Raw genomic sequence first — 26,350 nt, forward strand, 5'->3', positions numbered from 1 at the left:
TCCTGTTGCCATTCTCTTGCAGTAGTTTCTAGGGTTGTTCCGTGCTGAACCGGCGTACACTGATCACTTCCTCCTTGGCCGCCTTCGCCGTGGCGGGGACCTCCTGCGCGGCTCCGGAGGGAAGCGGCGGCGATCCCCGGGCCATGCTGCTGGCCGACGGGTACGAACCGAGCAGCCTCAACCCACTGCTGGGCTATGCGCGTTCCGGGGCGGCCAAGTTCTACGACGGTTTGCTCGCCTTCGACGGCAACGGGCAACTGCATCCGGCACTGGCGGCGGAACAGCCCAGCCCCGCGGACGGCGCGCGTACCTGGACCGTGCGACTGCGCCGCGACGTCCGGTTCCACGACGGCAGTCCTTTCCGCGCACGTGACGTGGTGGCCACCTACCGCGCCGCCATCGATCCCGCGTACGCGGCCACGATCAGTTCCGGGCTGTCGATGCTCGAGGACGTGGAAGCCGTGGACGAGCACACCGTGCGCTTCCGGCTCAACATCCCCTACGCGGCCTGGCCCGCCCGTATGGTCATGGGAATCCTGCCCGAGTCCGCGCTGGCCGAAGCCGTGCCACAGAGTGAGTCCCCGATCAACACGCAGCCGGTGGGCACCGGCCCCTACCGACTCGCCGAGTGGCGGCGCGGCGAGCGAATGCTCTGGCGTGCCAACGAGAACTACTGGGGCGGTACGCCGCGGATTTCCGAGATCACCGTCGTTTTCGCCACCGACGACAACACCAGGGCGCAGCGCGTGCAGGCCGGAGAGTTCGACGGCACCGTACTTCCCCCGCTGCTGGCCGAGCGGGTGGGCAACGGTTCCTACCGCACCGTGCACCACGACACCGCCGACTACCGGGCCATCACGCTGCCTGCCGACCAACCCGTCACGGGTGACCTCGCCGTGCGGATGGCGCTCAACCTGGCGGCGAATCGTTCCGAGATGGTGGACAGCCTGCTCGGCGGGCACGGCGAACCCGCCTACACTCCCATCCCGGAGTCCATGGGGCGCTTCCACGAGCCCGACGCGAAGTTGGAGTTCGACCAGCGGCGCGCCCGTCGGATCCTCGACGAGGCGGGCTGGCGTGCTGGTTCGGACGGGATTCGCACCAAGGAGGGCACGCGGGCGAGTTTCACCGTGATGTACTTCGCCGATGACACCCTCCGCAAGAAGTTCGCCCAGGCGTTCGCCTCGGACGCCGGGAAGGTGGGAGTACGGGTCGAACTGGCAGGAGTGGACCGCGCCGAAGCCGCCGAACGAATCGGTACCGACGCGATAGTGCTCGGTGGCGGCAGCCCGCTGGATCCGGACCTGCAGATGTATTCCGGTCTGCACTCCTCGATGATCGGCACCGGTACGTACCGGAACCCGGCCAAGTACCGCAACGAGCGAGTGGACTCGGCGCTGGACGCCGGGAGGCGCACCGTCGAACCGGCCGAGCGGGCCAGGCACTACAAGGCGGCGCAGCGTGCCTACGTCGCGGACCCCGGCCTGGTCTATCTGGCGTTCATCCAGCACAGCTACGTCGTCCGCACCGGGGTCTGGGAGGGTTACGAACCCGTCGTGGAACCGCACACGCACGGCACCACATGGGGGCCGTGGTGGAACGTCGAGGACTGGACGCCGCAGAAGTGAGAACACGCTCGAGAGCGCCCGCGGGCCGGGCGCGAACCCGCGCGGTCGCCGGACTCGTCGTCCGCAGGCTCGTACTCGCCGTGCCGGTGCTGCTGCTCGTCTCGTTCGCGGTGTTCCTGCTCGCCGCGGCCTCGCCGTTCGACCCGATCCACCAGTACTACGGGGTGCAGATCTTCGACGCCTCGGCCGCGGACGTGGCCCGGGTACGACAACAGCTCGATCTCGACCGCCCGGTGCTCGTGCGGTTCTGGGACTGGTTGAGCGGAATCCTGTCCGGTGACCTCGGCACGTCCCGCTCGATGCGCGCACCGGTCGCGGACGTGCTGGCGAGGCGTCTGCCGTGGACGCTGCTGCTCACGTGCTGCGGCCTGGCTCTCGCCGTGGTCTTCTCACTGGTGATCGGAACCGTTGCCGCTTGGCGGCAGGGTGGCTGGACGGACCGGCTGATCACGGCCCTCGGCCACGCCCTGGAGGGAATTCCGCCCTTCGTGGTGGCGTTGTTGGCCATCGCCCTGTTCTCGCTCGGCCTCGGGTGGCTGCCGGTCGCCGGTCTCACGGACGCGGGCAGTTCGCTCGGCCCCGGGCAGGTCCTCGAGCACCTGGTGCTCCCCGCCGCGGTACTGGGGCTCTCGCAGGCCCCCTGGCTGGTACTGCACGTACGACAGTCGCTGCTGGCAGCGTTCACCGAGGATCACGTCACCGGTGCTCGAGCCCGAGGCCTCCGCGAACGTGTCGTGGTCGCGCGACACGCGTTGCCCACCGCGCTGCTGCCGTTCGTGACACTGATCGGTGCCCGTATCCCCGAGCTCGTGACCGGCGCCGTGCTGGTGGAGGAGGTCTTCTCCTGGCCGGGTGTGGCCTCCGCCGTGGTCACCGCGGCGAAAGCGGCGGACTATCCGCTGCTGGCGATCCTGACCCTGCTCGCCACGGCCGCCGTGCTGCTCGGCTCCCTCCTGGCCGACGTGGCAGCCGTACTACTCGATCCGAGAGTCTCCGCTGATGGTTGAGCTCGAACCCGACAGTGCCACCGTGGCTCGACCCCGCCCCTGGCGAAGCGCCACTCGTGCCCGTGCCGGCTCCGGCCGGGGTGCGGCCGGAGCAGTGCGCGCACGGCTCCGGCTCGTGACGGCGGTAACCGTGCTGTGCGTGCTCACCCTGGCCGCGTTGTCGGTTCCCGTCCTGTCCGCGGCGCCCGGCACCGTGGACTACCAGGCCATACGACTTCCCCCGGGGCCGGGACATCCGTTCGGCACGGACACCTCGGGACGCGACCTGTTCGTGCGCTCGCTGGCGGGCCTGCGGGTGTCACTGCTCGTGGCGGTGGTCAGCACGGTGGTGTCCACAGTGCTCGGCACCGTGGTGGGGGCGCTCTCCGGCGCGTCCGGCGGATGGGTGGACCGTCTGCTGATGCGCTTGGTGGACGCGGTCAACGCCGTACCGCACCTGTTGCTGGGCATCGTGATCGTCGCGCTCTACCAGGGAACGGTGCTCGCGGTGGTGCTGTCCATCGGCCTGACCCACTGGGCCACGGTCGCGCGTGTGGTGCGTTCCGAAGTGCTCGGGCTGCGTAACCGGCCCTACGTGGACGCGGCCGTTTCGGCCGGTGCCGGTCGGTGGTGGGTGCTGCGCAACCATCTGCTGCCTGCGATCGTGCCTCAAGCCGCACTGTCCGCGGTGCTGCTCGTGCCGCACGCGGTGTTCCACGAGACCGCGCTGAGCTTCCTCGGGCTGGGACTGCCCCCGCATCTGGCCAGCATCGGAAACATCCTCTCCGACGGCAGGGAGGGGGTGCTGCTCGGTGCCTGGTGGATCGTGGCGTTCCCGGCCGGGCTGCTCGTGGCCACCACGCTTTCGGTGTCCGGGATCGCCGCCGCCTGGCGGGACCGGACGATTCCCACTCGGCGTTCCGAACTGACGCTTTGAACGCCCCGCGAACCGAGCCGGACGGAGTGATCATCGGTGCAGCAGTCGCCACTGCTCTGGTTGGACGACATGTCGGTGCGTTTCGAACTGGGGCAAAGCCGTGGTTCCGAGCCCGTGTACGCCGTCACCGACGCCAGGCTACGACTGTTTCCCGGTCAGGTGCTGGCGCTGGTGGGTGAGTCCGGCTGCGGCAAGTCCGTACTCGCCTCCGCACTGCTCGGGCTGCTGCCCGCCAACGCGTGGTCACGTGGGCGCGCCCTGCTGAGTTCCGGAACGGACGAGGACGTCGAGTTGCTCGCGGCCCCCGAGAGCGTGCTCGCGCGTGGCGTCCGGGGGAGGCGAGTCGGTCTCGTCCCCCAGTCCGCCGCGACCCACCTCACCCCGGTGCGTACCGCACGTGCCCAACTCTCCGAGGCGTTCCGTGAGCTGCGTGGTCGTGTCGACCGTGCCGAGGTGGACGCGCTGGCCCGACGGGTCGGGTTGGATCCGCACGACCTCGATCACTATCCGCACGAGCTGTCCGGCGGGATGGCGCAACGCGTCGCCGTCGCCTCGGCGCTGGTGGCCGACCCCCCGGTGGTCATCGCGGACGAGCCCACCACGGGGCTGGACCGACCGTTGGTCGAGCGTGTCACGGATCTGCTCGGCGAACTCGCCGATCGCGAAAGAGGAGTGCTGTTGATCACTCATGACCTGGACGCCGCCGCGCGGGTGGCCACCCACGTGGCGGTGATGTACGCCAGTCGGGTGGTGGAGAGCGGGCCCGCGGCCGAAGTGTTCGGCGAGCCCTGGCACCCCTACACGAAACGGTTGCTGGCGGCTCTGCCGGAAGGGGGGTTTCAGCCCGTCCCCGGTCATCCGCCGGCACTGACGGAGTTGACCGAGCTCGAACGCGAATGGGGCTGCGTGTTCTGCCTGCGTTGCCCCGAAACACCCGGTGTGGCGCCTTGCAACGGTGAGCCGGAGCTCGTCGAGCACGGTCGCAGGTCCGTCGCGGCGCACCCGCCGTGCTGAGCGCCAGGGGAGTGGTCGCGGGATACGCCCGCGGCCCCGCCGTACTCGACGGAGTGGACGTGAGCGTTCCCCGGGGTTCGGTGCGCGGGCTCGCCGGACCGAGCGGTTGCGGCAAATCCACGCTGGCCAGGGTGCTGGCGCTGCTGCAGCGTCCGTGGTCGGGCACTGTCGAGCTGGACGGCCGCGAGATCCGGGGCGCCCGCTACTCGGTTCCCCGTGAGGCGCGCACCTCGGTGGGGATCGTTTTCCAGCAGCCCCGCCCCGCCGTGGACCCGCGTATGACGCTGTGCGAAATCGTCTCGGAGCCGCTGCGTGTCCGTGGTGTTCGGCAACTCCGGAGCGGCGTGGAAGAGTTGGCCGAGGTGACCGGTCTCGACGCGGAGCTGCTCGGCAGGATGCCGCACGAGGTCAGCGACGGCCAGTTGCAGCGGGCCTGCCTGGCACGTGCGCTCGCCCCGCGTCCTCGTTACCTGATCTGCGACGAGATGACCGGGATGCTGGACGCCTCCACCACTGCCGCGCTCGTCCGCGTCGTGATCGACCGGGTGACGGAGGAGGGCCTGGGTGTGCTGGCCATCAGTCACGACGAGTCGCTGTTGCGTGCCTGGGCCGGTAACGACGTCATCCGGTGGTAGGGCGGGGGAGTGTGGCAGGGTGAGGTGGTTGTCCGGTGCACGGTCGCCACGTGTCGTGGTGGCCGTAGGCGCTCGATTGGTTGTGGAGAGCACTGATGAGTGAACAGACCACGTTCATGCAATGGCGTGAACGAGCCAAAACCGAGATCCGTGACGAACACCCGCAGCTGCGCTGGCTGCTGATCACAGCCGGAGTGGTCGTGGTGCTCGGGATCGTGCTGGGGGCCGCTGTGCTGCTGCTCCTCTGAGCGTTCGAGGTGGGGCGTCGCGCGCGACGCCCCACCCGCGAACTCGGTCAGGCGCCCGCTTCGTTCAGCAGCATCGCCACCGCTTCGTCGTTGCGAGCGGTTTCCCGCTGGATGACTTCGTCCGGTGGATAGAAGCCGTCGATTCCTCCGCTGCTCGGATACATCTCGAACGTGAACGAGAGGATGCCGTGTTCGGCCCACATCCAGTCGTTCACACTGCCGTCGGTGACGTAGAGGTCACTCGACTGCATCGGTGTGTATCCGTTGCTGCCCGCCATCGCGTTGCCCAGTTCGGCGAACCTGCGGTACTGCTCTCGCGTCATGCCCGGTGCCGTCTCCGCGGTGGTGTAGCCGTACGGCCAGAGCACCAGCTCCGAGAAGCTGTGGAAATCGATGTGCGCGGTTATCCGCTGCTGTCCTCCCAGCTCCCGTGATTCGACGAAATCTTTTATCGAAGCGGTTTCCGGTGCGGAGAAGGGGGCCGGGCCACGGTAGGTCGGTTGACTCGGGTCTCCGCTGGATCCGCCGCAGCAGCCCCACTTGTAGCCCCAGTTGCGGTTCAGATCCACCGGTTCGCTCTCCCGGTTGCGGCGCCAGCCGCGATAGCCGTCGCCCGACACGTCGTAGGTCGCGCCGTCCGGGTTGACCATCGGAATGATCCAGATCTCCCGGTTGTCGACCGCGTTCGTGATTTCGGGGTCGGAGCCGTGGTTGTCGGTGTAACGCCGCAGGATGTGCAGGCACATCTCGGTGGTGAGGTGTTCCCTGGCGTGCTGGTTGCACGTGAACAGCACTTCCGGCTCGTTCTCGTCCGTCCCCGCGTTGTCACTGATCTTGACCACCGGGATGTCCCTGCCCTGCGCCGAACGGCCCGCGCTCGTGCTGTCGACGATTTCCGAGTGTTGGGCCGCCGCTTCCTCGATCTCCGAGATCGTTTCGGAGTAGGTGTGGTAGTCGCTGTCCTCCGGCGGGAAATCGGCGGGCAAGGCCTCTGCGCGCGTGGGGGCGTCGCTAGTGGTGGGGAGACGTCGCGGGCTCAGCCCCCGAGCGCGCAGTCGCTCGGCCTGTGCCGGAGTGGCCTCGACGAAGGCGGTCTTCCCGGTTACCGAAAGCACCAGCGCACCGGTCCGATTGACAGCGGTACGAGAAGCGGTGTCCGTGTTCGGGACCCGGTAGACGGCCCTGGTGGTGTCTTCGCCGGCGTGATCGCTTCCTCTCGCGAACGCCGACTGGGTGGCAGGCAGCGAGAGCAGGAGAGCGGTGACCGACAACGCCACGGTTGTCCGTCGTCGTAGCGTGCGCATGTTCCTCCGATCGATCACGGATGCGGTGCCCCACCGAGATTCGCCGTGATTACCCTTCGTCACAACATGCCCACGTATGAGGGTGGAACCGTTTTTCGTATTAGGAGACCTCGCCGGTACGGCTTGCTCGCCCGCGCGGGCCGAACACCCGAACCGGGGCACGGTCGCGAAATGATTTCGCGGGGGATGCGATAAGCACGCTCGTTCGGGAGTGGGCAGTACGGTGTGTCGAGCCGGGCGGAGCTGCCGACGGAACCGGTCGGGACTACGGATACCCTGGTTCCCAGCAACGTTTCGCGGAGGGAAGTCCCATGCTCAGCCGTATCGACCTGCGCGGTCGGGAACCGTCCGTCGGTGAGCTACGCAGTCGACTGCCACGTGCCGGTATGGACGTGGAACACGCGCTGCCCGCCGTGCGGCCGCTGCTCGACGACATCGCCGAGCGCGGTGCCGCCGCCGCCCTGGACCACACCGAGCGGTTCGACTCCGTGCGGCCCGAGCGAGTACGGATCCCCGACACGGAGCTGCGTGCGGCTCTGGAGGGACTGGATTCCTCCGTCCGCGACGCGCTCGAGGAATCCGTGCGGCGAGCCAGGAAGGTGCACGCCGAGCAGCGGCGGGCCGACGTCACCACCGAGGTCGCCGACGGCGGCACGGTGACCGAACGCTGGGTGCCGGTCTCCAGGGTCGGGCTCTACGCCCCGGGTGGCCTGGCGGTGTATCCCTCCAGCGTCGTGATGAACGTGGTTCCTGCCCAGGCAGCGGGGGTGGAGTCGCTGGTGGTGTGCTCACCGCCCCAGCCGGAGTTCGGCGGCAGGCCGCATCCGACCATCCTCGCCGCCGCGGCGTTGCTCGACGTCGACGAGGTGTGGGCCGTCGGTGGTGCCCAGGCGGTGGGGCTGCTCGCCTACGGCGGTTCCGACACCGACGGGCGAGAACTGCTTCCGGTGGACATGGTCACCGGACCGGGTAACGTCTACGTCACGGCGGCGAAGCGGCAGCTGCGGAACATCATCGGCATCGATGCCGAGGCCGGGCCGACCGAGATCGCCGTACTGGCCGACGAAACGGCCGATCCGGTACACGTCGCCACCGATCTGATCAGTCAGGCAGAGCACGACACGCTGGCCGCCAGCGTGTTGGTGACCACCTCCGAAGAACTCGCCGACGCGGTCGACCGACGGTTGGCGGAACGCGTTCCCGCCACCAAACACACCGAGCGGATCCGCACCGCGTTGACCGGGGAGCAGTCCGGTTGTGTGCTGACCTCCTCGATCGCCGACGGTATCCGGGTCGTCGACGCCTACGCCGCCGAGCACCTGGAGATCCAGACCGCCGAGGCCGCCCGGGTGGCTGCCGAGGTGCGCAACGCGGGTGCGATCTTCGTCGGTCCGTACGCGCCGGTATCGCTCGGCGACTACTGCGCGGGCTCGAACCACGTGCTTCCCACGGGCGGGTGCGCCAGGCACTCCTCCGGGCTGAGCGTGCAGAGCTTCCTGCGCGGCATCCACGTGGTCGACTACAGCGAGCGGGCGCTGCGCGAGGTCACAGAGCAGGTGGTGGCGCTGGCCGATGCCGAGGACCTTCCCGCGCACGGTGAAGCCGTGACGGCACGGTTCGAATGAACCGGTGGACGCCCCGGGGTCCGGACGCCCCGCGAACAACGACGAATTGGTGGAATCGATGAGCGACGTGATCGGCGGCGAGACGACGCTGGCCGATTTGCCCCTGCGGGAGGACCTGCGCGGCCGCAGCCCGTACGGGGCGCCGCAGCTGGACGTTCCGGTGTTGCTGAACACCAACGAGAATCCGTTCCCGCCTCCCGAACAGTTGGTCGACGACATTGTCGCCACCGTCGGCGAGACCGCGGCCGGTCTGAATCGCTATCCCGACCGCGACGCGGTGTCCCTGCGCGAGGACCTGGCGGCCTACCTGGCCGGTGCCACCGGAGTGTCGGTCTCGTCCGACAACGTGTGGGCGGCCAACGGATCCAACGAGATCCTGCAACAGCTCCTGCAGGCGTTCGGAGGGCCCGGACGCACCGCGCTGGGCTTCGAGCCGTCCTATTCGATGCATCCCGTACTCGCCGCGGGCACTCGCACGGACTGGCTGCCCGAACCCCGTCGTTCCGACTTCACACTGGACGGTGCCGAGGCGGCGCGGGCGGTGACCGAACGCCGGCCGGACGTGGTTTTCGTGACCAGCCCGAACAACCCCACCGGGCAGTCGATCGATCCCGAGGACCTGCGTGCCCTGCTGCGTGCGGCCCCCGGCCTCGTCGTCGTGGACGAGGCGTACGTGGAGTTCTCACCGCGGCACAGCGCGATCTCGCTGCTGGCCGAGTTCCCCGGCAAGCTCGTCGTCAGCCGGACCATGAGCAAGGCTTTCGCGTTCGCGGGCGGACGTCTCGGCTACCTTGCCGCTTCTCCCGCCGTCATCGAGGCGTTGCTGCTGGTGCGATTGCCGTACCACCTGTCCACCGTCACCCAGGCGGCCGCGCGGGCGGCGTTGCGCCACGCCGATGCCACACTCGGCGGGGTCAAGCAGCTGGTGGACGAGCGTGCCAGGGTGACCGGAGGGTTGCGCGAACTCGGATTCACCCCGGTCGACAGCGACGCCAACTTCGTGCTGTTCGGCATGTTCGACGACGCCCACCGCGCCTGGCAGCGCTACCTCGACTCCGGGGTGCTGATCCGGGACGTGGGTATCGATGGCCATCTCAGGGTCACCATAGGATCGCCGCGGGACAACGATGCCTTCCTCGCGGCCAGTGAGCGAGTCCGTGAGGAGCTCTCCCGGTGAACGACACGGTATCCCGTACCGGACGGGTGGAACGTACCACCAAGGAATCAACGGTCTCGGTCGAGCTGGATCTCGACGGCAGCGGTCGGGTCGAGGTCGACACCACCGTGCCGTTCTACGATCACATGCTGCACTCGCTCGGCACGCACGCCGCGTTCGACATGACCGTGCGCGCCAGTGGGGACATCCACATCGACGCGCACCACACCGTCGAGGACACCGCGATCGTGCTGGGACAGGCGCTGCGCCAGGCTCTCGGGGACAAGACGGGGATCCGCCGCTTCGGGGATGCCTGGATACCGATGGACGAGACGCTGGCGCACGCGGCCGTGGATGTTTCCGGGCGGCCCTACTGCGTGCTGACGGGGGAACCCGAGCAGTACAACACGTTCAGCGTGGGAAACAACTATCCCTTCGTGCTCAACCGGCACGTCTTCGAGTCGTTGGCCTTCCACGCCGGGATCAACTTGCACGCTCGGGTGATTCACGGCAGGGATCCGCATCACATCACCGAGGCGCAGTACAAGGCGATCGCCCGCGCACTGCGCGCCGCTGTCGAGCCGGATCCCCGGTTCGCCGCCACGGTTCCCTCCACCAAGGGGACGCTGTAGCCGGCTTCGAACCGCACCGGCTTCGCCCCGACCGAGTGTCGGTTCCCTCGCGCCCCGGTTTCCCAGTGCCCAGGCGTCACACGAGCGGGTGGAATCGCTGGGTGACTCACTTGACAACGGCGCAATACGGCCGCATTGTCGCTTATTAAGCAACATTGTGTGCATTACGCAACAGCAGTGTTGCCGCTTTGACAATGGTGTCAAGGGAGACCGCATGACCGGATCACCGCTGGCCGGGGCGAGGCCACCGGCCGTTCCCGAGACCCCCGTCGACGTCGGTTCCGTGCTGGAAGCGGTCGGCGATACTCCGTTGCTGCGTATCGAGGGCATCCGGGTCAAGCTCGAGTTCCTCAACCCGTCGGGTTCGATCAAGGCGCGTATCGCCACCTACATGATCGAGCGAGCCGAACGGGAGGAACTGCTGCGTCCCGGCGACACCATCGTGGAAGCCAGCAGCGGTAACACCGGCAACGCCATGAGCATGGTGGCCGCGGTCAAGGGATATCCGATGTTGGTGGTGATGCCGCGCAACGTCAGCACCGAACGTGCTGCCATCTCACGTGCTTTCGGTGCCGAGGTCCGTACCACCGGCGACTTCCACGTCAACGACGCGCTGCGCACCGCACGCGAGCTCGGCGCGCAACCCGGCTATTTCGCACCGCAGCAGTTCGACAGCGAGTGGAACGTCGACGAGAACCGCAGCTGGCTCGGTCCGGAGATCCTGCGGCAGCTGCCTCCCGGAGTCCTGCCCGACGCGGTGGTCGGCGGTGTCGGTACCGGCGGAACGATCGTCGGGGTGGGGCAGGCGTTCCGCGCTGTCAACCCGGGATGTCGGGTCGTGGCCGTGGAACCCAACGAATCGTGCACCCTGGCGTGCGGTGAGATCGACAAGCATCTGATCGAGGGGATCTCGGACGGTTTCGTGCCGGGAGTCTTCGACAGGCATCGCCACGAGGTGGACGAGATCATGGCCGTGGACAGCGCCGAGGCCATCGAGCAGTCCCGCGAACTCGGAAGACGATACGGCTTGTTCGTGGGACCCTCCTCGGGGGCGCATCTGCTCGCAGCCAAACGGCTGCGGCACACCAGACCGGAGTTGGGGGAGATCGTGACCTTCCTCGCCGACGAGGGGGAAAAGTACCTCACCGAACATTTCACCTGAGAATCACAACACCCGTTGCCCGCGTGGTCGGCTAGCAGGCACGTGAGTCGGCGCCTTGGGATGTTGGGCCGCTCTCGAGTAGCGACCTACGCGGCGAGCGGCCCGGCCTCGCGATGCATCCGACTCACGCACCGGGGAGCCCCTGTTACCGGGGCGCCGCTACGGTTTTCGAGCGATGCGTGGGTTCTGGGTCGGTAGAGGGTGCCGTTTTTGAGCATGGTTTGTGGGACGCCCCGCTTCGGGTGCTCCACACGGGTCGTGCTGGCGTTTACGGCGTGACAGCGCGATGATGTAGCTGTTCGACCAGTGAATTCGCGGCGAAAGGCGGGGTGGATCACGTGACTCGGCGTGGCCCCGAGAAGGACATCGACGAATCGGAACTCGAAGTGCACGGCCGCGAGCGATCCGCTGCCGGGGTACGGGGAGTGGTGGTTTCACTCGCCCGGAGCCTGCAGCAGATGGGGCCGGTACGTACCGCCAAGACCCTGCCGTTGCTGAATCAACGCAGTGGATTCGACTGTCCCGGCTGCGCGTGGCCCGAACCGAGGGAGGCCGACGGCGATTCCCGCAAATGGGCGGAATTCTGCGAGAACGGCGCCAAGGCAGTTGCAGAGGAGGCCACCACCCGCACCGTCGGTCCCGAGTTCTTCGACAACCACTCGATCGACGACCTCGCCGAACGAACCGACTACTGGCTGGGGCAACAGGGGCGCCTGACCCAGCCGGTGATCCGGCGCGAAGGGGACACCCACTACCGGCCGATCGACTGGCAGCGAGCCTTCGAGGTCATAGCGGACAAGCTCCGCGAGATCGGGCCGGAGCGCACCTCGTTCTACACCTCGGGGCGGGCGAGCAACGAGGCGGCCTTCTGCTACCAACTGCTGGCGCGCTCGTTCGGGACCAACAACCTGCCCGACTGCTCGAACATGTGCCACGAGTCCTCCGGCGCCGCCCTGAGCGAGACCATCGGCGTGGGCAAGGGCTCGGTCACCCTCTCCGACATCGAACACGCCGACCTCGTCGTGGTCATGGGGCAGAATCCGGGAACCAACCATCCGCGCATGCTGAGCTCGCTGGAGCGCACCAAGCACAACGGTGGCCGGATCCTGGCGATCAATCCGCTACCGGAAACCGGACTGATGCGATTCAGCAACCCCCAGAACATTCGGGGAGTGGCCGGCTCCGGGACCCCGCTCGCCGACGAGTTCGCCCAGATCCGCATCGGCGGTGACCTGGCGCTGTTCAAGGCACTCGGTGCCCTGCTGCTGCGGTTCGAGGACGAGTCACCCGGTACCGTGCTGGACCGCGGGTTCATCGAGGAGCACACGTACGGGTTCACCGAGTTCGCCGCGCGCGGGCGGGACATCGACTGGCAGGAGGTCGAGCGGCTGACCGGCCTGGAGCAGCAGCAGATCGAGCGGATCGCCCGGATGCTCGCCGACTCCCGCTCGACCGTGGTCTGTTGGGCGATGGGGCTCACCCAACACCGGCAGGCCGTCCCCACCATCCGCGAGATCGTCAACGTACAGCTGCTGCGGGGCATGATCGGCAAACCCGGGGCGGGGCTGTGCCCCGTGCGGGGGCACTCCAATGTGCAGGGCGACCGCACCATGGGAATCTGGGAACGCATGCCGGACTCCTTCCTGGCCGCGCTGGACGAGGAGTTCGGGCTCTCGGTTCCCCGCGCGCCCGGTCGGGACACGGTGGAGACGCTGCGTGCCATGCACGACGGCAGCTGTACCGCGTTCTTCGGGCTCGGCGGTAACTTCGCCGCGGCCACGCCGGACAGCGCCGCCACCGAGGCGGCGCTGCGCGCCTGCGAACTCACCGTGCAGGTCTCCACCAAGCTCAACCGTTCGCACGTGGTTCCGGGACGCACCGCGCTCATCCTGCCCACGCTCGGTCGCACCGAACGCGATCGCCAGGTCGGTGGGGAGCAGTTCGTCACCGTCGAGGACTCGATGTCGGTGGTGCACGGTTCCCGTGGGCGGCTGGAGCCCGCTTCGCCCGATCTGCTCTCCGAGGTCGCCATCGTGGCCGAACTGGCACGGACGTTGCTCGGTGAGGACCATCCGGTTCCGTGGCGGGAGTTCGAGAACGACTACGACCGCGTCCGCGAGAGCATCGCCCGAGTGGTTCCCGGCTGCGCCGACTACAACGACCGGGTACGCGAACCCGACGGATTCGTGCTGCCGCACCCCCCGCGAGACAGCAGGACGTTTCCGACCGCCACCGGGAAGGCCAATTTCACGGACAACGTGCCGGACATGATCCACGTCCCGGAGGGCAGGCTGCTGCTGCAGAGCCTGCGCAGTCACGATCAGTACAACACCACGATCTACGGGCTCTCGGACCGTTACCGGGGTGTGGAGAACGCGCGACGCGTCGTGCTGGTCAATCCCGTCGACATCGCCGAACTCGACCTCGCCGACGGGCAGATCGTGGACCTCGTCTCGGAATGGGCGGACGGTTCCGGCGGCATCGAGGAACGCAGGGCCGAGTCGTTCCGGGTGGTCGGCTACGCGACCCCGCGTGGCTGCGTGGCGGCCTACTATCCGGAGGCCAATCCGCTGGTTCCGCTGGACTCGGTGGCGGAGTACTCCAACACACCGGTCTCCAAGGCCGTGGTGGTTCGATTGGAACCCGCCCGAACGGTGGTGTGATGGCCCGGCCCTCGTGCGCGGAACTAGTGAAGCACCACTGCTAGGCTCCTGCCGCGGGTGGTCGGCACTTCCGTGCCCACGACTGCCCGCCGAGACCGCCACGAGAGGTGTGCCCCGCCGTGCGTGACTTTCTGCCGATCATTCTGCTCGCGGTCGCGGGCTTCCTGGCCGGCGGTGCCTATTCGATGTGGAAGACCGCCCGGGGGCCCGCGGTGGTACTCGCGGCGGGAGCGGTGCTGGCGCTCGCGGGCGGGATCCTCTGGATGTCGTGGTGACCCCGGGCCCGCGACGTGGCAGGAGCACGTCTCGGGCGACCGGGGCGACCGAGGTGGCTCGTGATCAGATCACCGTGCTCAGCAGCAGGACGAATCCCAGCGAGACCACGGAGGCCAGCGTCGTCACCAGGGTGCAGGTCTTCAGCGTTCCCCGGGTGGTCAGCCCGAACAGCCGCTGGAACATCCAGAAGAAGTTGCTGTTGACGTGCACCGCGAACAGTGCTCCGGAACCGGCTGCCAGGGCGATCAGCAGCGGCGCGATGTCGGTACTGCCGAGCGCCGGTGCCAGCACGCTGCCCGCCGTGATCGCCGCTACCGAGGTGGATCCGATCGTCACGTGCAGTACCACCGCTATGAACCAGGCCAGCAGCAGTGGCGACAGGGCGTTCGAGGAGAAGTAGCCCGCCAGGATGTCCTCCAGCCCGGTGGCCGAGATCACTCCGCCCAGTGAACCGCCGATACCGGTGATGATCAGAATGGGGCCACACTCTCGCAGGCCGTTCCCCACAGCCGAACTCGCGACCTGCCGGGAAACGCTGCCCCAGGCCAACGAGTACGCGAGGACGACTCCGAGGAACAGCGCCACCAGTGGACTACCGAGGAAGGCAAGCGGTCCGGAGGTGACACCCGCCACCTTCGCGATACCGCCCCCCGCGATGAGCAGGATCGCGATGAACAGTGGTGCCAGCGACACCCCCAGTCCGGGTAGCCGCCGTTCCTGCCCGGCCGGGCTCGTGGCGGCCTCTTCCGTGGTGCCGGCGGACTCCTCGACCGATGTCTCGGCGGGCTCCTCGTCGATCAGTTCGTCCTTGTCACCGTTCCACAGCCCGCCGCGCAGCAGCAGCCGGTAGAGGTAGATCGTCACGAGCGCCGTGGGCACCGTCACCAGCAGACCGAACAGCAGCATCCTGCCCAGTGAGACGTGCAGCAGACCGGCCACGGCCAACGCCCCCGCGCCGGGGACCACCAGCACCAGCCCCAGCTCCGAGCCCAGGATCAGCGCGGCCCCCATGGCGGCCCTGCCGTCCCGGCTGATCCGTGGCGCGATGGAACGTCCCAGCGGTGCCGTCAGCACGAGCAGCACGTCGGTGTAGATGGCCGGAAAAATGCTGCTCATCGCGGTGCCGAACACGTACGGGGACCGTTCGGCGCCGAATATCCGCAGTAGTCCCTCGGTCAGCCGGCGTAACGCGCCGGTGACCGAAAGCAACGAGCCGAGTAGGACGCCAAAGGTGATCAACAGGCCGATGTCGGTCATGATCCCGCCGAATCCGCCGGTGATCGCCTCGGTGGTGCCACCGAACCCCAGCCCGGTGGCGAGCCCGAGATAGAGCGAGCCGCACAGCAGCGCGATCAGCGGTTCGAGCCGAAGCGCGAGGATCAGCAGAATCGTGCCCGCGATCGCCACCCCGGTGTGCAACAGAATCAGCGATTCGTTCAACTGTCCAGCCTTCCATGGTCGCGACGGTTAACACCGTGTTGCGGTTGGCAATGTCGTTTCGGAACCATCGGTCGATGTCCACGCGGTGTCAGCGTTGTGTTCATTTCGTTCAGCGGGCCGCTCGCGATTCGGACGGGCCGCAAGCTCGGACGGCCGTGGCCGAAGCACCCACGCCGCAGCCGCCGAACCGGGGCTTCGGCGGCCACGACAACCGCAGTCCCGACAGGAGAGCCGCAGTGATCGCCGACCCCCGGAAGCGTGTTCGTGACCGTGCCGATCGCGGTACGCGCTGGAGTCTGGCTCGTCGACTGTTCGTGTTGCAGATCGTGATCGTGCTCGTCGTGGTGCTGTCCGGAGCCTGCCTGGCCTGGTACAGCGCGCGGGCGAGGAACCAGCAGGCCGCGAGGGACGAGGTGCGGGCCGTGGCCGAGACGTTGGCGACCACCCCTCTGGTCGGTTCGGCGTTGGACTCCGCCGATCCCAGCGCCCGATTACAGCCGGTGGCGCGCCGAGTCACCTCCCGTGCCGGTGTGGACTTCGTGACGATCATGAACACCCGCGGCATCCGCTACACCCATCCCGAGCCGGAGCGGATCGGGGAGCGGTTCTGGGGACACATCGGGCCGGCACTGCGTGGGAACACGTTCACCGAGACCTACACCGGCACGCTGGGCCCCTCGGTGCGGGCGGTGGCTCCCGTGATGGGGAGGAAGGGTGAGGTGCGGGCGCTGGTCAGCGTGGGGATCAGGGTTCGCGCACTGAGCCGCAGGCTGCGGGACCAGCTGCGTGCCCTGCTGCTGGTGGCCTGCGGCGCCCTGCTGTTCGGTGGGCTGGCGACCTACGCGGTCAGCGTGCGCATGCGCGGCCACACCCACGGGCTCACTCCCGCGGAGTTGAGCGGTATGTACGAATACCACGAAGCCGTCCTGCACACGGTCGGCGAAGGACTGCTGCTGATCTCGCCTGACGGGGTCGTGACCTTGTGCAACGACGGTGCGGCGACGCTGCTGGGGCTCGGAACCGAACACGTGGCGGGACGCCGTGTCGAGTCCCTCGGGCTGCCCGGAGCGTTGATCGGAGTGCTGTCGAACGGTGCGCCGGTGCGGGACGAACCGCATCTCGTGGAGGACCGGGTTCTGCTGGTGACCGTCGAGGCCGCCCACTCGGACCGGGCGCTGGGCAACGTCGCCACCCTGCGGGACCATACCGAGCTGCGCACGCTGAACCGCGAATTGGAGACCCTGCGCGGATTCTCGGAATCCCTGCGCTCGCGGGCACACGAGTCGGCGAACCGGCTGCACACCATAGTTTCGCTGGTCGAACTCGGGCGTACCGAACAGGCGGTGGAGTTCGCGACCTCGGAACTGCGCACCGCACAGCAGCTCACGGATCGAGTGGTCGGCACGGTCGACGAGCCGGTGCTCACCGCCCTGTTGCTGGGCAAGTCGGCCCAGGCGCGCGAGCGCGGGGTGGAGGTCAGGATCACCGAGGACACCCGCGTCGACTCGGCGCCGTGTGTGGGTTCCCGCGATCTGGTCACCATTCTGGGCAATCTGATCGACAACGCGGTGGAGGCGGTGCTCCTGGCCGAGAACCGGGCACCCGTGGTGGCGGTGACCGTTCGCGCCGACCGGGACTCGTTGTTGCTGCGCGTGGCCGACAACGGTTCGGGCGTCGATGTCGAGGAGACGCGGAACCTGTTCCGCCACGGGCACTCCGGCAAGGACGAGCGGAGAGGAATCGGACTCGCGCTGGTGGGGCGAAGCGTGCGACGTCACGGTGGGTGGATCGAGGTGTGCAACGGTGCCGAAGGACTGCGGGGAGCGGTCTTCACCGTGCGACTGCCGCTGGAGCACTCCCGGCCCGACGAGCCGGGTGACACGTGAGACCCGCCAGGGAGGGCCCACCAGAACAGAGCGGGCAGGGCCCCGTCGATAACGCTCCCGCGGAACCCGAACGGACAACGCCGCCCGCCGGTGAACCGCACGACAACCGGTGTGCTCGTGTGGCATGCTTCCCGCTGCCGTTGCCGGGGTGGGGAATCGGACAGCCTTGCGGTCCCCCGGTGGCGCGGTTGTGCGGTCGCGTCGCCCGGCGGAAAGTGTCGTAACGGTGAGGAATTCGGATGATTTCGGTACTGGTGGTCGAGGACGACGAGGTGGCCGGTGAGGCACACGAGACCTGTGCCAACAGTGTTGCCGGTTTCCGGGTGGTCGGCCGGGTCCGCACCGGTCAGGAGGCGCTGCGTTTCCTGACGCACACCGCTGTGGACCTCGTGCTGCTCGACCTGCGACTGCCCGACATGGACGGACTGCGGGTCAGCAGGATGCTGCGTACCCGGGGCAGCGGGACCGACGTCATGGCGGTCACCTCGACGCGTGATCTCGAGCGGGTCCGTGAGTCGGTCTCCAGCGGCGTCGTGCAGTACCTGCTCAAGCCGTTCACCTTCGCGGCCATGCGGGACAAGCTGCGTAACTACGCGCGGTTCCGGGACGAGTTCTCCCGTGGCGGGGCCGTCAACGGGCAGCACGAGATCGACCGCGTGTTCGCCACGCTGCGCGACCACGAGCGCCAGGAACTGCCCAAGGGGATGGACGAACAGACGCTGACGTCCGTGGCGTCGGCACTGCGCGAGAGCGGGAACGGTGCCTCAGCCGGGACGGTGGGAAAACTGGCCGGTGTTTCCCGGGTGACGGCGCGCAGGTATCTGGAGTACCTGGTCGAGCGCGACATGGCGCGGCGTTCCCCGAGGCACGGTGGTGTCGGACGCCCCGAGCTGATCTACCGTGCCGACCTCGACGACGCGGACGGAGCGGTTCCGTGAACCGTTCAGAGCCCGCCGTCGGCTTTCGGCCGGAGCCGTGGTGCTGCGGGGCCGCTGGCAGCCATCCAGTCGTCGGGATTTTGCAGCGAGCAGGTTTTCAGCGACAGACAGCCGCAGCCGATGCAGCCGGTGAGCCGGTCCCGCAGCCGTTGCAGTCCGTCGATGCGGGCGTCGAGTTCGTCGCGCCAACGTTCCGACAGTTTCGCCCAGTCCGCCCTGCTCGGAGCGTGGTCGTCCGGCAGGGTCCGCAGCGCGTCCGCGATGTCCTCCAGACTCAGCCCGACGCGCTGGGCGGCGCGGATGAACGCCAGTCGTCGCAGCACGCTTCGCTCGTAGCGCCGTTGGTTGCCGCTCGTGCGCGTCGACCTGATCAGTCCGCGGTCTTCGTAGAACCGAAGTGCCGTGGTCGCTATTCCACTGCGTTCGGCGAGTTCACCGATGGTCAGTTTGGCGGCGGATTTCGACACTCCGCCAGCATAACGAGTGCGGGAGAGGTCAACTACGCGAATTCGATCGAGCGTGCAGCGCCCACGGCCGCCGCCGCCGTCCCGGCACGCGACCGTTCCGGGAGCGGGTAGGCTGGTCGCGTGCCACGAGTCGTCGTACTGGACTACGGATCCGGCAATCTTCGTTCGGCCGAGCGTGCCCTGGAACACGCGGGTGCGCGAGTCGAGGTGACCGACGATCATCGTGCGGCGATGGAAGCCGACGGTCTCGTCGTTCCCGGCGTCGGTGCCTTCTCCGCCTGCATGCGCGGATTGCTCGAGGTCGGTGGGGACGAACTCGTCGACCGGCGACTGGCCGAGAACCGGCCCGTGCTCGGGATCTGTGTCGGGATGCAGATCCTGTTCCAACGAGGGGTCGAGCACGGCGTGTCCGCCGAGGGGGTCGGCCGGTGGCCGGGTGCCGTGGAACCGTTGCGGGCCGAGGTGCTGCCCCACATGGGCTGGAACACGGTGACCGCGCCCTCCGACAGCGTGCTGTTCGCGGGGATGGACCCCGACACCAGGTTCTACTTCGTGCATTCCTTCGCCGCCCGTGGCTGGGAGGAGCCCGCCGGAGGGACGAACGGCCAGCGGAGGTCGGTGTGGGCCGAACACGGCGAGCCGTTCCTGGCCGCGGTGGAGGACGGCGCCCTGATGGCCACCCAGTTCCACCCCGAGAAGTCCGGTGCCGCGGGCAGTGCCCTGTTGCGTAACTGGCTGGAAACGCTGTGAGCCCCCGTCGGTACGGGTTGATGCGTCCCGGTGGTGCCGCCAGAGTGGTTGCGTTCGTGCTGTGCTTCGGCATGGTCGTCGGGTTCTCCGCCACGTATCTGCTGGCGGCAGGGGTGTCCGGTTGGCTGGTGATCTCCGTGGCCCTGCTGGTGCTTGCCGTTCCGGTGGGAGCCGCACTGTACTCGGGTAGCCGTTCGCGGGGGCGACGCTGAGCGCGGCCGGTTCGGCCGACGCGGGCCCCGGCACGGGCGGCGGCGTGTTCGTGGTCCGCTCGTCGTAGGCTTGGGACGTGACTTTCACGTTGCTTCCCGCTGTTGACGTCGCCGATGGGCAGGCCGTACGCCTCGTGCAGGGTGCCGCGGGCACCGAGACCTCCTACGGGGATCCGTTGCAAGCCGCGTTGGCGTGGCAGCGGGCAGGGGCGGAGTGGGTTCACCTCGTGGATCTGGACGCCGCTTTCGGGCGTGGTGCGAACCGGGAACTGCTCGCCGAAGTGGTGGCGAAACTGGACGTCAACGTCGAGCTCTCCGGCGGTATCCGGGACGACGATTCGTTGCGTGCCGCGCTGGAGACCGGTTGCGCCAGGGTGAACCTCGGCACGGCAGCCCTGGAGGATCCGGAGTGGACCGCGAGAGTGGTCGCCGAGCACGGTCAGCGCGTCGCGGTCGGCCTGGACGTGCGGATCGGCGAGCAGGGACACCGGCTGGCAGCGCGCGGTTGGACACGCGACGGCGGGGATCTGTGGCAGGTGCTCGACAGATTGGACGCCGCCGGCTGCTGTCGCTACGTGGTTACCGACGTCAGCAAGGACGGCACGCTGGGCGGGCCGAACCTGTCGTTGCTCCGTGCCGTCTGCGATCACACGTCCGCGCCGGTGGTGGCCTCCGGCGGGGTGTCCACTGTGGATGACCTGGTGGCGCTCGCCGGGTTGGAGCCGTTCGGGCTCGAGGGCTCGATCGTGGGCAAGGCGCTGTACGCGGGTAACTTCACCCTCCCCGAGGCGCTGGAAGCCGTCGGGGGATGAGCACGGGCGCGGCGAGCTCACGTGAGATCGCCGCGCCGTGCGGGCTCCGCGGCCCTCCGCGTCCGATCACCGAAGCCGATCACCGAAGCCGGCGAACCGCTCCGTCGGCGGACACTTATGCTGGTGGCATGGCGGTCGCTGTGCGTGTGATCCCCTGTCTGGACGTCGACGAGGGGAGAGTGGTCAAGGGAGTCAACTTCACCGGGTTGGTCGACGCGGGGGATCCGGTGGAGCTGGCCCGTCGCTACGACGGCGAGTGGGCCGACGAACTCACCTTCCTCGACGTCACGGCCTCCTCCGCCGATCGGGAAACCACCTACGACGTGGTTCGTGGCACGGCCGACCAGGTTTTCATTCCGCTGACGGTGGGAGGTGGGGTGCGCGGTCCCGAGGACATGGACCGGCTGCTTCGCGCCGGGGCGGACAAGGTCAGCCTCAACACCGCGGCGATCGCGGATCCGGAACTTCTCCGCACGGCGTCGCGCCGGTTCGGCGCACAGTGCGTGGTGCTGTCCGTCGACGCGAGGAGGGTTCCGTCCGGTGGTACGGCCACCGCTTCCGGGTTCGAGGTCACCACGCACGGCGGTCGCAGGGGAACCGGTATCTGCGCGGTGGAGTGGGCGGTCCGAGCCGAACGACTGGGCGTCGGCGAGATACTGCTCAACTCCATGGACGCGGACGGCACCAAGGCGGGGTTCGACCTGGAGATGATCCGTGCCGTGCGTGCCGCCGTCCGGGTTCCGCTGATCGCCAGCGGTGGCGCGGGAGAGGTGGGGCACTTCGCACCCGCCGTGCACGCCGGGGCGGATGCCGTGCTGGCCGCCAGCGTTTTCCACTTCGGTGAACTGACCATCGGGCAAGTCAAGAACGCCATGCGAGCGGAGGGGATCACGGTCCGATGACCTCATCGGCAAACCAGGAGGAGGCCCTCGACCCGGCGATCGCCGCGAGACTCAAGCGCAACGGGGACGGGTTGATCGCCGCCGTGGCCCAGCAGCACGACACCGGTCAGGTGCTGATGATGGCCTGGATGGATGACGAGGCGTTGCGCCTCACGCTGCGCTACAGGCGTGCCACCTACTATTCGCGTAGTCGCGCCAGGCACTGGGTCAAGGGCGAGTCGTCCGGCCACACGCAGTACGTGCGCGAGGTCCGGCTCGACTGCGACGGTGACACCGTGCTGCTGCTCGTGGAGCAGCACGGCGCCGCCTGCCACACGGGCGCCCCCGACTGCTTCGAGGCCGACGTGCTGCTGCGCCCCGAGGCTCGGACCGCTCTCGAGTGAGCACTCGCCACCGGGCTCGCGCGGACGGGCGGTTATCGGTATCCGCTCCGGGGGAGCGGTCAAGGGGGCCGGGACGGGCCCGTCAAGAAGTTCGCGAAGGGCCCGGCCGCAACGGTCCGGTCAGGTAACGCTGCAGGTTGGGGGCGATGGTGGCCACCACGGTCTCGTGGTCGGCGCCGGCCAGCGGTTCCATGCGTACCACGTAGCGCATCATGCCCAGACCCACCATCTGTGATCCGCACAACGAGGCACGCAGCTCGGGTTCGTCGGAGCCCAGCTCACGAAGCAGCCTGCCGAACAGCGCGGTGCTGAGGAACTCCCGCAACATGCGCATCGCGCTCTCCCGCACGGACATACTGCGTATCAGCGCGGTGAACTCGCCGCCTCCCGCCTCGTCCCACACGGACAGGAACATCCCCAGCATCCGCTCCGCCAGTTGCTCGTCAGGGCCGTCCAGCAGCAGCGGCAGCAGCTTTCCCGGTTCGATCGGTATGGCCACCGCCGCGGTGAACAGTCCCTCCTTGCCACCGAACCAGTGCCGCACCATCGCGGGGTCCACACCCGCGCGGCTGGCGATGCCCCGCACGGTGGCGCCTTCGTAGCCGTTCTCGATGAACGCGGCGCGGGCCGCGTCGAGTAATTCACCCCTGGTGCTCCGATCACCGCCACGTCTGCCCCGTCGTAGCCGGGTCTCCTCGTGGCCGTGGTTGTCCGATCGCACGATCTCATCCTCACTGCCGGGGCGCGGCTTCCGCAACTTCCGGTCAGTCGCGGTAAGCCGCCGCGGGCGGCCTGCGAGAATGACCTCATGGTCGGCGACGGTGACATCGGCACTAGCAGCCCATCGCGAGCCGAATTCCGTGAGCTCGCAGTGGGGCGCCGGGTAATCCCGGTCGTGCGGCGACTGCTCGCGGATGACGAGACGCCGCTCGGGCTGTATCGCAAATTGGCGCGCAACGAGTCCGGAACGTTCCTGTTCGAATCCGCCGAGAACGGGCGTTCCTGGTCGCGCTGGTCCTTCGTGGGAGTGCACAGCGCCGCTGCTCTCACGGTGCGTGACGGTGAATCGCAGTGGCTGGGGACACCGCCCGCGGGGCTACCCACCGACGGGGATCCTATGGTGACGCTGCGTGAGACCCTCCGGCTGCTGCACACCGACCCGTTGCCCGGGCTGCCGCCGCTGACCGGCGGAATGGTCGGCTATCTCGGCTACGACACCGTTCGCAGGTTCGAACTCATCCCGGAGGATACCGAGGACGATCTCGGTATCCCGGAGATGGTGATGCTCTTCGCCACCGATCTCGCCGCGCTGGATCATCACGAGGGAACCGTCACGTTGATCGCCAACGCGGTCAACTGGGACGACAGCCCCGAGCGAGTGGACGCGGCCTACGACGACGCCGTAGCCAGGCTCGACGAGATGACGCGACGGTTGCACGCTCCCGCGCCCTCCACCGTGGCGACCTTTTCCCGGCCGGAGCCGGAGTTCACCCGCTACCGCGAGTCCGAGCGCCACCGGGAGGCGGTGCGACGTGCCAAGGAGGCGATCCACGAGGGCGAGGCGTTCCAGGTGGTCATCTCGCAGCGCTTCGAGATGCAAACCGACGCGCAGGCGCTGGACATCTACCGGATACTGCGCACGACCAATCCGAGTCCCTACATGTACCTGCTTCGGCTGCCCGATCCCGTCGACGACCAGCCGTTCGACATCGTGGGATCCAGCCCCGAGTCGTTGGTCAAGGTGAGGGACGGCAACGCCACCACCTATCCCATCGCCGGGACCAGGTGGCGGGGCGCCGACGAGGACGAGGACGTGGCCCTCGAAAAGGAGCTCATCAACGACGAGAAGGAGCGTGCCGAGCACCTCATGCTCGTCGATCTGGCTCGTAACGATCTGGGCAGGGTCTGTCGTCCCGGCTCGGTGCACCCCGTGGAGTTCTTCCGAGTGGAGCGCTACAGCCACGTCATGCACATCGTCTCCTCGGTCACCGGTGAGCTCGCGGAGGGCCAGAATGCGCTCGACGCGGTGACCGCCTGCTTTCCAGCGGGCACGCTGTCCGGAGCGCCCAAGCCGCGTGCCATGCGGATAATCGAGGAGTTGGAGCCGACGCGGCGTGCGCAGTACGGCGGCGTGGTCGGCTACTTCGATTTCGCGGGCAACGCCGACACGGCCATCGCCATCCGTACCGCGCTGCTGCGGCACGGCACCGCCTATGTTCAGGCGGGCGGCGGTATCGTCGCCGACTCGGACCCGGCAGCCGAGGACCAGGAGTGCCTGAACAAGGCCAGGGCGGTACTCAACGCCGTAGCCACCGCGGGGACACTCCGCCGCCCGACGGAGGACCCGCAGACGGAGGACCCGGCCGCCCGGATCGGTGACGGCACGTCCGACGGTCACGCCGACGAGCTCCGAGTCGACACCGCGTTCCCGGGTACGGGAGGGCCGCTTCCGAAGTGAGGTCTTCCACCCCACCCCGGACACCGGATCCGCGGGAGATCCGGCTTCCCGAGACACCGAACACCGGATCCCGAGACGGGAGTGTGAAACCGGCTTGACCAACCGACAGGAGTCGACCGGGCGGAGCGCGGCGGGCCGCCGGTTGCTGGTCTCGTGCGTCATCGGCATGCTTGCCGTCGCCGTCGGACTGTGGGCGGCGAGTTCACTGGTGTGGCTCCGGCAGCGTTACCGAACACCGTTCTCCGGGACGGACGTGGCGCGCGTGACCGGTGAGGTGATCCGCCCCGAGCTCACTCCACTAGCGCTGGCCACCCTGGCGGCGATCGCCGCCGTGCTGGCGACCGGTGGTCTGCTGCGTCGGTTGATCGGCCTCATCGTCGTCCTCGAGGCGGTTCTGCTGGGATGGCGCCTGTTCGACTGGTGGGCAGGCCCCCGCGGTGTCTCCGAGGTGCCCGGCGCCGCGCCGGGCAGCGAGCCGCTGGAGGTGCGGGGGGTGCTGCCCTACGGCCCCGCGCTGATGGGCTGTGCGGCGCTCGTGCTCCTGCTGTGCGGCTTGGCGGTGGTGTTCGCCGCACGGCGGATGCCTGCCATGGGGTCCAAGTACTCCGCACCCGCCGAAGCGCGGGAAACCCGTGATCCGGACCGGCGTCTCTGGGAGGATCTGGACGAAGGGCGTGACCCCACCGAGGCGGGTGACGGAGACGAGAACGGTTGATTCCCGGCCGAGGGCCGGTCACGGCTCGGGGAGGGTGTGCTCCGAGTCCGCCACGGAACTGTGTTTTTCCCGGCGCAGGGTCCTCCCTGCCACGCGAGTGCGCGTCGACCAGGGACCAAGGTCCTTGATGCGCTGGGACATTGTTCCGCCCCCTGCGGCGGGGTTCACACTGAACGGGTTTAGCATCGGTACCGCGACCGGCACGGCGGGGAAGGGGAGTGTCGTGATCGAGCGCGATAGGACGATCCGCGCGTATTGCCACCTGCGAGTAAGTGTCCGGCCGGCCCTGTGCGAGGTGGCCTCGTGAGTGTTTTGGACACGATCATCGACGATGTTCGGCAGGATCTGGCCGCCCGCGAGGCGGAGGTCCCGTTCGAGGAGATCAAGCAGCTTTCGGCGGCCGCACAACCACCCAAGGACGTCTGGGCGGCACTGCACGAACCGGGTGTCGGGGTGATCGCGGAGGTGAAGCGGCGCAGTCCCTCCAAGGGGGAGCTGGCCGACATCGCCGAGCCCGCCGATCTCGCCGCCGGATACTACGAGTCGGGTGCCCGCATCATCAGTGTGCTCACCGAGCAGCGTCGTTTCGGTGGCTCGCTGCGGGACCTGGACGCGGTACGTGCCCGGGTGAACGCACCGCTGCTGCGGAAGGACTTCATCGTCAGTCCCTACCAGGTGCACGAGGCCCGTGCGCACGGTGCCGACATGGTGTTGCTCATCGTGGCGGCCCTGGAGCAGAACGCTCTCGAAGCGTTGCTGGACCGGGTGGAATCACTCGGCATGATGGCCCTGGTCGAGGTGCACACCGCGGAGGAGGCCGATCGCGCGCTCGCGGCCGGTGGCAAGATCATCGGAATCAACGCGCGTGACCTGCACACCCTGGAGGTCGACCGCGACGTCTTCGGTCGCATCGCTCCGGGGCTGCCCGCCGGGGTAATCAAGATCGCGGAATCCGGTGTGCGGGGGCCGAGCGATCTGATGGCCTACGCCGGTTCCGGCGCCGACGCGGTGCTGGTGGGCGAGGGGCTGGTCAGCAGTGACAATCCACGTGCGGCGTTGACACAGTTGGTCACGGCGGGATCGCATCCCGCCTGCCCGCGTCCCAGCCGCGGATAGGAAGC

Annotated in this window: 26 protein-coding genes; 22 read left to right on the forward strand and 4 right to left on the reverse strand. The window is 68.3% G+C overall.

Features of this window, described 5'->3' with window-relative positions; translation table 11 throughout:
* Window positions 1-41: 41 nt before the first annotated feature.
* The 6 genes from BLR41_RS07900 (at window position 42) to BLR41_RS22805 (ending at window position 5,448) form a co-directional block, all read left to right on the forward strand.
* Window positions 42-1,628, forward strand: coding sequence for an ABC transporter substrate-binding protein (locus BLR41_RS07900; RefSeq protein ID WP_245693988.1), 1,587 nt, complete (start codon window positions 42-44; stop codon window positions 1,626-1,628).
* Entirely contained in the window at window positions 1,583-2,635 is a 1,053-nt protein-coding gene (locus tag BLR41_RS07905; RefSeq protein ID WP_092627354.1) for an ABC transporter permease, read from the forward strand. The genes BLR41_RS07900 and BLR41_RS07905 overlap by 46 nt, the downstream gene beginning before the upstream one ends.
* Entirely contained in the window at window positions 2,628-3,551 is a 924-nt protein-coding gene (locus tag BLR41_RS07910; RefSeq protein ID WP_092627355.1) for an ABC transporter permease, read from the forward strand. Before BLR41_RS07905 ends, BLR41_RS07910 begins: the two co-directional genes overlap by 8 nt.
* Window positions 3,552-3,620: 69 nt before the next feature.
* Window positions 3,621-4,565: an oligopeptide/dipeptide ABC transporter ATP-binding protein gene (locus tag BLR41_RS07915; RefSeq protein WP_092627561.1), complete on the forward strand. Its 945-nt coding sequence runs from the start codon at window positions 3,621-3,623 to the stop codon at window positions 4,563-4,565.
* Window positions 4,559-5,200 (forward strand): ABC transporter ATP-binding protein, encoded by a 642-nt coding sequence (locus BLR41_RS07920; protein WP_092627356.1) that lies wholly within the window; start codon window positions 4,559-4,561, stop codon window positions 5,198-5,200. The genes BLR41_RS07915 and BLR41_RS07920 overlap by 7 nt, the downstream gene beginning before the upstream one ends.
* A gap of 95 nt (window positions 5,201-5,295) precedes the next feature.
* Window positions 5,296-5,448 (forward strand): hypothetical protein, encoded by a 153-nt coding sequence (locus BLR41_RS22805; RefSeq protein WP_165400588.1) that lies wholly within the window; start codon window positions 5,296-5,298, stop codon window positions 5,446-5,448.
* Between the two features lie 47 nt (window positions 5,449-5,495).
* Here BLR41_RS22805 and BLR41_RS07925 read toward each other — a convergent pair whose 3' ends face one another.
* The gene (locus BLR41_RS07925) at window positions 5,496-6,752 is read right to left on the reverse strand and encodes a M14 family metallopeptidase (RefSeq protein ID WP_092627562.1); all 1,257 of its coding nucleotides are present in this window, start codon (window positions 6,750-6,752) and stop codon (window positions 5,496-5,498) included.
* Window positions 6,753-7,063: 311 nt separating this feature from the next.
* On the opposite strand from BLR41_RS07925, the gene hisD reads away from it, so the two are divergent.
* From hisD to BLR41_RS22810, 6 genes are all read left to right on the forward strand, one after another.
* Complete coding sequence (hisD, locus tag BLR41_RS07930) at window positions 7,064-8,377, forward strand: histidinol dehydrogenase (RefSeq protein ID WP_092627357.1); 1,314 nt, start codon at window positions 7,064-7,066, stop codon at window positions 8,375-8,377.
* Between the two features lie 58 nt (window positions 8,378-8,435).
* The gene (locus BLR41_RS07935; RefSeq protein WP_092627563.1) at window positions 8,436-9,554 is read left to right on the forward strand and encodes a histidinol-phosphate transaminase; all 1,119 of its coding nucleotides are present in this window, start codon (window positions 8,436-8,438) and stop codon (window positions 9,552-9,554) included.
* Complete coding sequence (gene hisB, locus BLR41_RS07940; protein WP_092627358.1) at window positions 9,551-10,165, forward strand: imidazoleglycerol-phosphate dehydratase HisB; 615 nt, start codon at window positions 9,551-9,553, stop codon at window positions 10,163-10,165. The genes BLR41_RS07935 and hisB overlap by 4 nt, the downstream gene beginning before the upstream one ends.
* 214 nt (window positions 10,166-10,379) lie before the next feature.
* Window positions 10,380-11,327 (forward strand): PLP-dependent cysteine synthase family protein, encoded by a 948-nt coding sequence (locus BLR41_RS07945; protein ID WP_092627359.1) that lies wholly within the window; start codon window positions 10,380-10,382, stop codon window positions 11,325-11,327.
* Window positions 11,328-11,665: 338 nt separating this feature from the next.
* Window positions 11,666-13,990: an FdhF/YdeP family oxidoreductase gene (locus BLR41_RS07950; protein ID WP_092627564.1), complete on the forward strand. Its 2,325-nt coding sequence runs from the start codon at window positions 11,666-11,668 to the stop codon at window positions 13,988-13,990.
* A 119-nt stretch (window positions 13,991-14,109) separates the two neighbouring features.
* On the forward strand, window positions 14,110-14,265 hold the full coding sequence (locus tag BLR41_RS22810) for a hypothetical protein (protein ID WP_176797877.1): 156 nt from the start codon (window positions 14,110-14,112) through the stop codon (window positions 14,263-14,265).
* Between the two features lie 64 nt (window positions 14,266-14,329).
* Here the strand turns inward: BLR41_RS22810 and BLR41_RS07955 are convergent, their stop codons facing one another.
* Window positions 14,330-15,706 carry a GntP family permease gene (locus BLR41_RS07955; protein ID WP_092627360.1) on the reverse strand — a complete coding sequence of 459 codons (1,377 nt, stop codon included), beginning with the start codon at window positions 15,704-15,706 and terminating at the stop codon, window positions 14,330-14,332.
* Window positions 15,707-15,945: 239 nt separating this feature from the next.
* Between BLR41_RS07955 and BLR41_RS07960 the strand changes: the two genes are divergently transcribed.
* Together BLR41_RS07960 and BLR41_RS07965 are read left to right on the forward strand one after the other, a co-directional pair.
* Complete coding sequence (locus BLR41_RS07960; protein ID WP_425426898.1) at window positions 15,946-17,592, forward strand: sensor histidine kinase; 1,647 nt, start codon at window positions 15,946-15,948, stop codon at window positions 17,590-17,592.
* A 239-nt stretch (window positions 17,593-17,831) separates the two neighbouring features.
* Window positions 17,832-18,530 carry a response regulator gene (locus BLR41_RS07965; protein ID WP_092627362.1) on the forward strand — a complete coding sequence of 233 codons (699 nt, stop codon included), beginning with the start codon at window positions 17,832-17,834 and terminating at the stop codon, window positions 18,528-18,530.
* Between the two features lie 5 nt (window positions 18,531-18,535).
* Here BLR41_RS07965 and soxR read toward each other — a convergent pair whose 3' ends face one another.
* On the reverse strand, window positions 18,536-18,997 hold the full coding sequence (gene soxR / locus BLR41_RS07970; RefSeq protein WP_092627363.1) for a redox-sensitive transcriptional activator SoxR: 462 nt from the start codon (window positions 18,995-18,997) through the stop codon (window positions 18,536-18,538).
* Window positions 18,998-19,117: 120 nt separating this feature from the next.
* On the opposite strand from soxR, the gene hisH reads away from it, so the two are divergent.
* The 5 genes from hisH (at window position 19,118) to hisI (ending at window position 22,056) form a co-directional block, all read left to right on the forward strand.
* The gene (hisH, locus tag BLR41_RS07975; RefSeq protein ID WP_092627364.1) at window positions 19,118-19,747 is read left to right on the forward strand and encodes an imidazole glycerol phosphate synthase subunit HisH; all 630 of its coding nucleotides are present in this window, start codon (window positions 19,118-19,120) and stop codon (window positions 19,745-19,747) included.
* The gene (locus BLR41_RS07980; protein ID WP_245693993.1) at window positions 19,744-19,959 is read left to right on the forward strand and encodes a hypothetical protein; all 216 of its coding nucleotides are present in this window, start codon (window positions 19,744-19,746) and stop codon (window positions 19,957-19,959) included. The genes hisH and BLR41_RS07980 overlap by 4 nt, the downstream gene beginning before the upstream one ends.
* 77 nt (window positions 19,960-20,036) lie before the next feature.
* A complete protein-coding gene (priA, locus tag BLR41_RS07985; RefSeq protein ID WP_092627366.1) occupies window positions 20,037-20,771 on the forward strand; it encodes a bifunctional 1-(5-phosphoribosyl)-5-((5-phosphoribosylamino)methylideneamino)imidazole-4-carboxamide isomerase/phosphoribosylanthranilate isomerase PriA in 735 nt (244 codons plus the stop codon).
* Between the two features lie 128 nt (window positions 20,772-20,899).
* On the forward strand, window positions 20,900-21,673 hold the full coding sequence (gene hisF / locus BLR41_RS07990; protein WP_092627565.1) for an imidazole glycerol phosphate synthase subunit HisF: 774 nt from the start codon (window positions 20,900-20,902) through the stop codon (window positions 21,671-21,673).
* Window positions 21,670-22,056: a phosphoribosyl-AMP cyclohydrolase gene (hisI, locus tag BLR41_RS07995; protein WP_092627367.1), complete on the forward strand. Its 387-nt coding sequence runs from the start codon at window positions 21,670-21,672 to the stop codon at window positions 22,054-22,056. The genes hisF and hisI overlap by 4 nt, the downstream gene beginning before the upstream one ends.
* Window positions 22,057-22,138: 82 nt before the next feature.
* Here hisI and BLR41_RS08000 read toward each other — a convergent pair whose 3' ends face one another.
* Window positions 22,139-22,777: a TetR/AcrR family transcriptional regulator gene (locus BLR41_RS08000; protein WP_092627368.1), complete on the reverse strand. Its 639-nt coding sequence runs from the start codon at window positions 22,775-22,777 to the stop codon at window positions 22,139-22,141.
* Window positions 22,778-22,864: 87 nt separating this feature from the next.
* Between BLR41_RS08000 and BLR41_RS08005 the strand changes: the two genes are divergently transcribed.
* From BLR41_RS08005 to trpC, 3 genes are all read left to right on the forward strand, one after another.
* Window positions 22,865-24,514: an anthranilate synthase component I gene (locus BLR41_RS08005; RefSeq protein WP_092627369.1), complete on the forward strand. Its 1,650-nt coding sequence runs from the start codon at window positions 22,865-22,867 to the stop codon at window positions 24,512-24,514.
* A gap of 94 nt (window positions 24,515-24,608) precedes the next feature.
* Window positions 24,609-25,229: a Trp biosynthesis-associated membrane protein gene (locus BLR41_RS08010; protein WP_245693994.1), complete on the forward strand. Its 621-nt coding sequence runs from the start codon at window positions 24,609-24,611 to the stop codon at window positions 25,227-25,229.
* Between the two features lie 303 nt (window positions 25,230-25,532).
* Entirely contained in the window at window positions 25,533-26,345 is an 813-nt protein-coding gene (gene trpC / locus BLR41_RS08015) for an indole-3-glycerol phosphate synthase TrpC (protein WP_092627370.1), read from the forward strand.
* Window positions 26,346-26,350: the final 5 nt, after the last annotated feature.

This window comes from Actinopolyspora mzabensis (assembly GCF_900101095.1).
In the GTDB taxonomy this organism is placed as follows: Bacteria; Actinomycetota; Actinomycetes; order Mycobacteriales; family Pseudonocardiaceae; genus Actinopolyspora; species Actinopolyspora mzabensis.

Bases quoted from the DNA above. Each gene is read 5' to 3' on its own strand.
- BLR41_RS07905 (WP_092627354.1), top strand. From the start codon at position 1,583: ATGGGGGCCGTGGTGGAACGTCGAGGACTGGACGCCGCAGAAGTGAGA.
- BLR41_RS07910 (WP_092627355.1), top strand. From the start codon at position 2,628: ATGGTTGAGCTCGAACCCGACAGTGCCACCGTGGCTCGACCCCGCCCC.
- BLR41_RS07915 (WP_092627561.1), top strand. From the start codon at position 3,621: ATGTCGGTGCGTTTCGAACTGGGGCAAAGCCGTGGTTCCGAGCCCGTG.
- BLR41_RS22805 (WP_165400588.1), top strand. From the start codon at position 5,296: ATGAGTGAACAGACCACGTTCATGCAATGGCGTGAACGAGCCAAAACC.
- BLR41_RS07925 (WP_092627562.1), bottom strand. From the start codon at position 6,752: ATGCGCACGCTACGACGACGGACAACCGTGGCGTTGTCGGTCACCGCT.
- hisD (WP_092627357.1), top strand. From the start codon at position 7,064: ATGCTCAGCCGTATCGACCTGCGCGGTCGGGAACCGTCCGTCGGTGAG.
- BLR41_RS07935 (WP_092627563.1), top strand. From the start codon at position 8,436: ATGAGCGACGTGATCGGCGGCGAGACGACGCTGGCCGATTTGCCCCTG.
- BLR41_RS07945 (WP_092627359.1), top strand. From the start codon at position 10,380: ATGACCGGATCACCGCTGGCCGGGGCGAGGCCACCGGCCGTTCCCGAG.
- BLR41_RS07965 (WP_092627362.1), top strand. From the start codon at position 17,832: ATGATTTCGGTACTGGTGGTCGAGGACGACGAGGTGGCCGGTGAGGCA.
- hisF (WP_092627565.1), top strand. From the start codon at position 20,900: ATGGCGGTCGCTGTGCGTGTGATCCCCTGTCTGGACGTCGACGAGGGG.
- hisI (WP_092627367.1), top strand. From the start codon at position 21,670: ATGACCTCATCGGCAAACCAGGAGGAGGCCCTCGACCCGGCGATCGCC.
- BLR41_RS08005 (WP_092627369.1), top strand. From the start codon at position 22,865: ATGGTCGGCGACGGTGACATCGGCACTAGCAGCCCATCGCGAGCCGAA.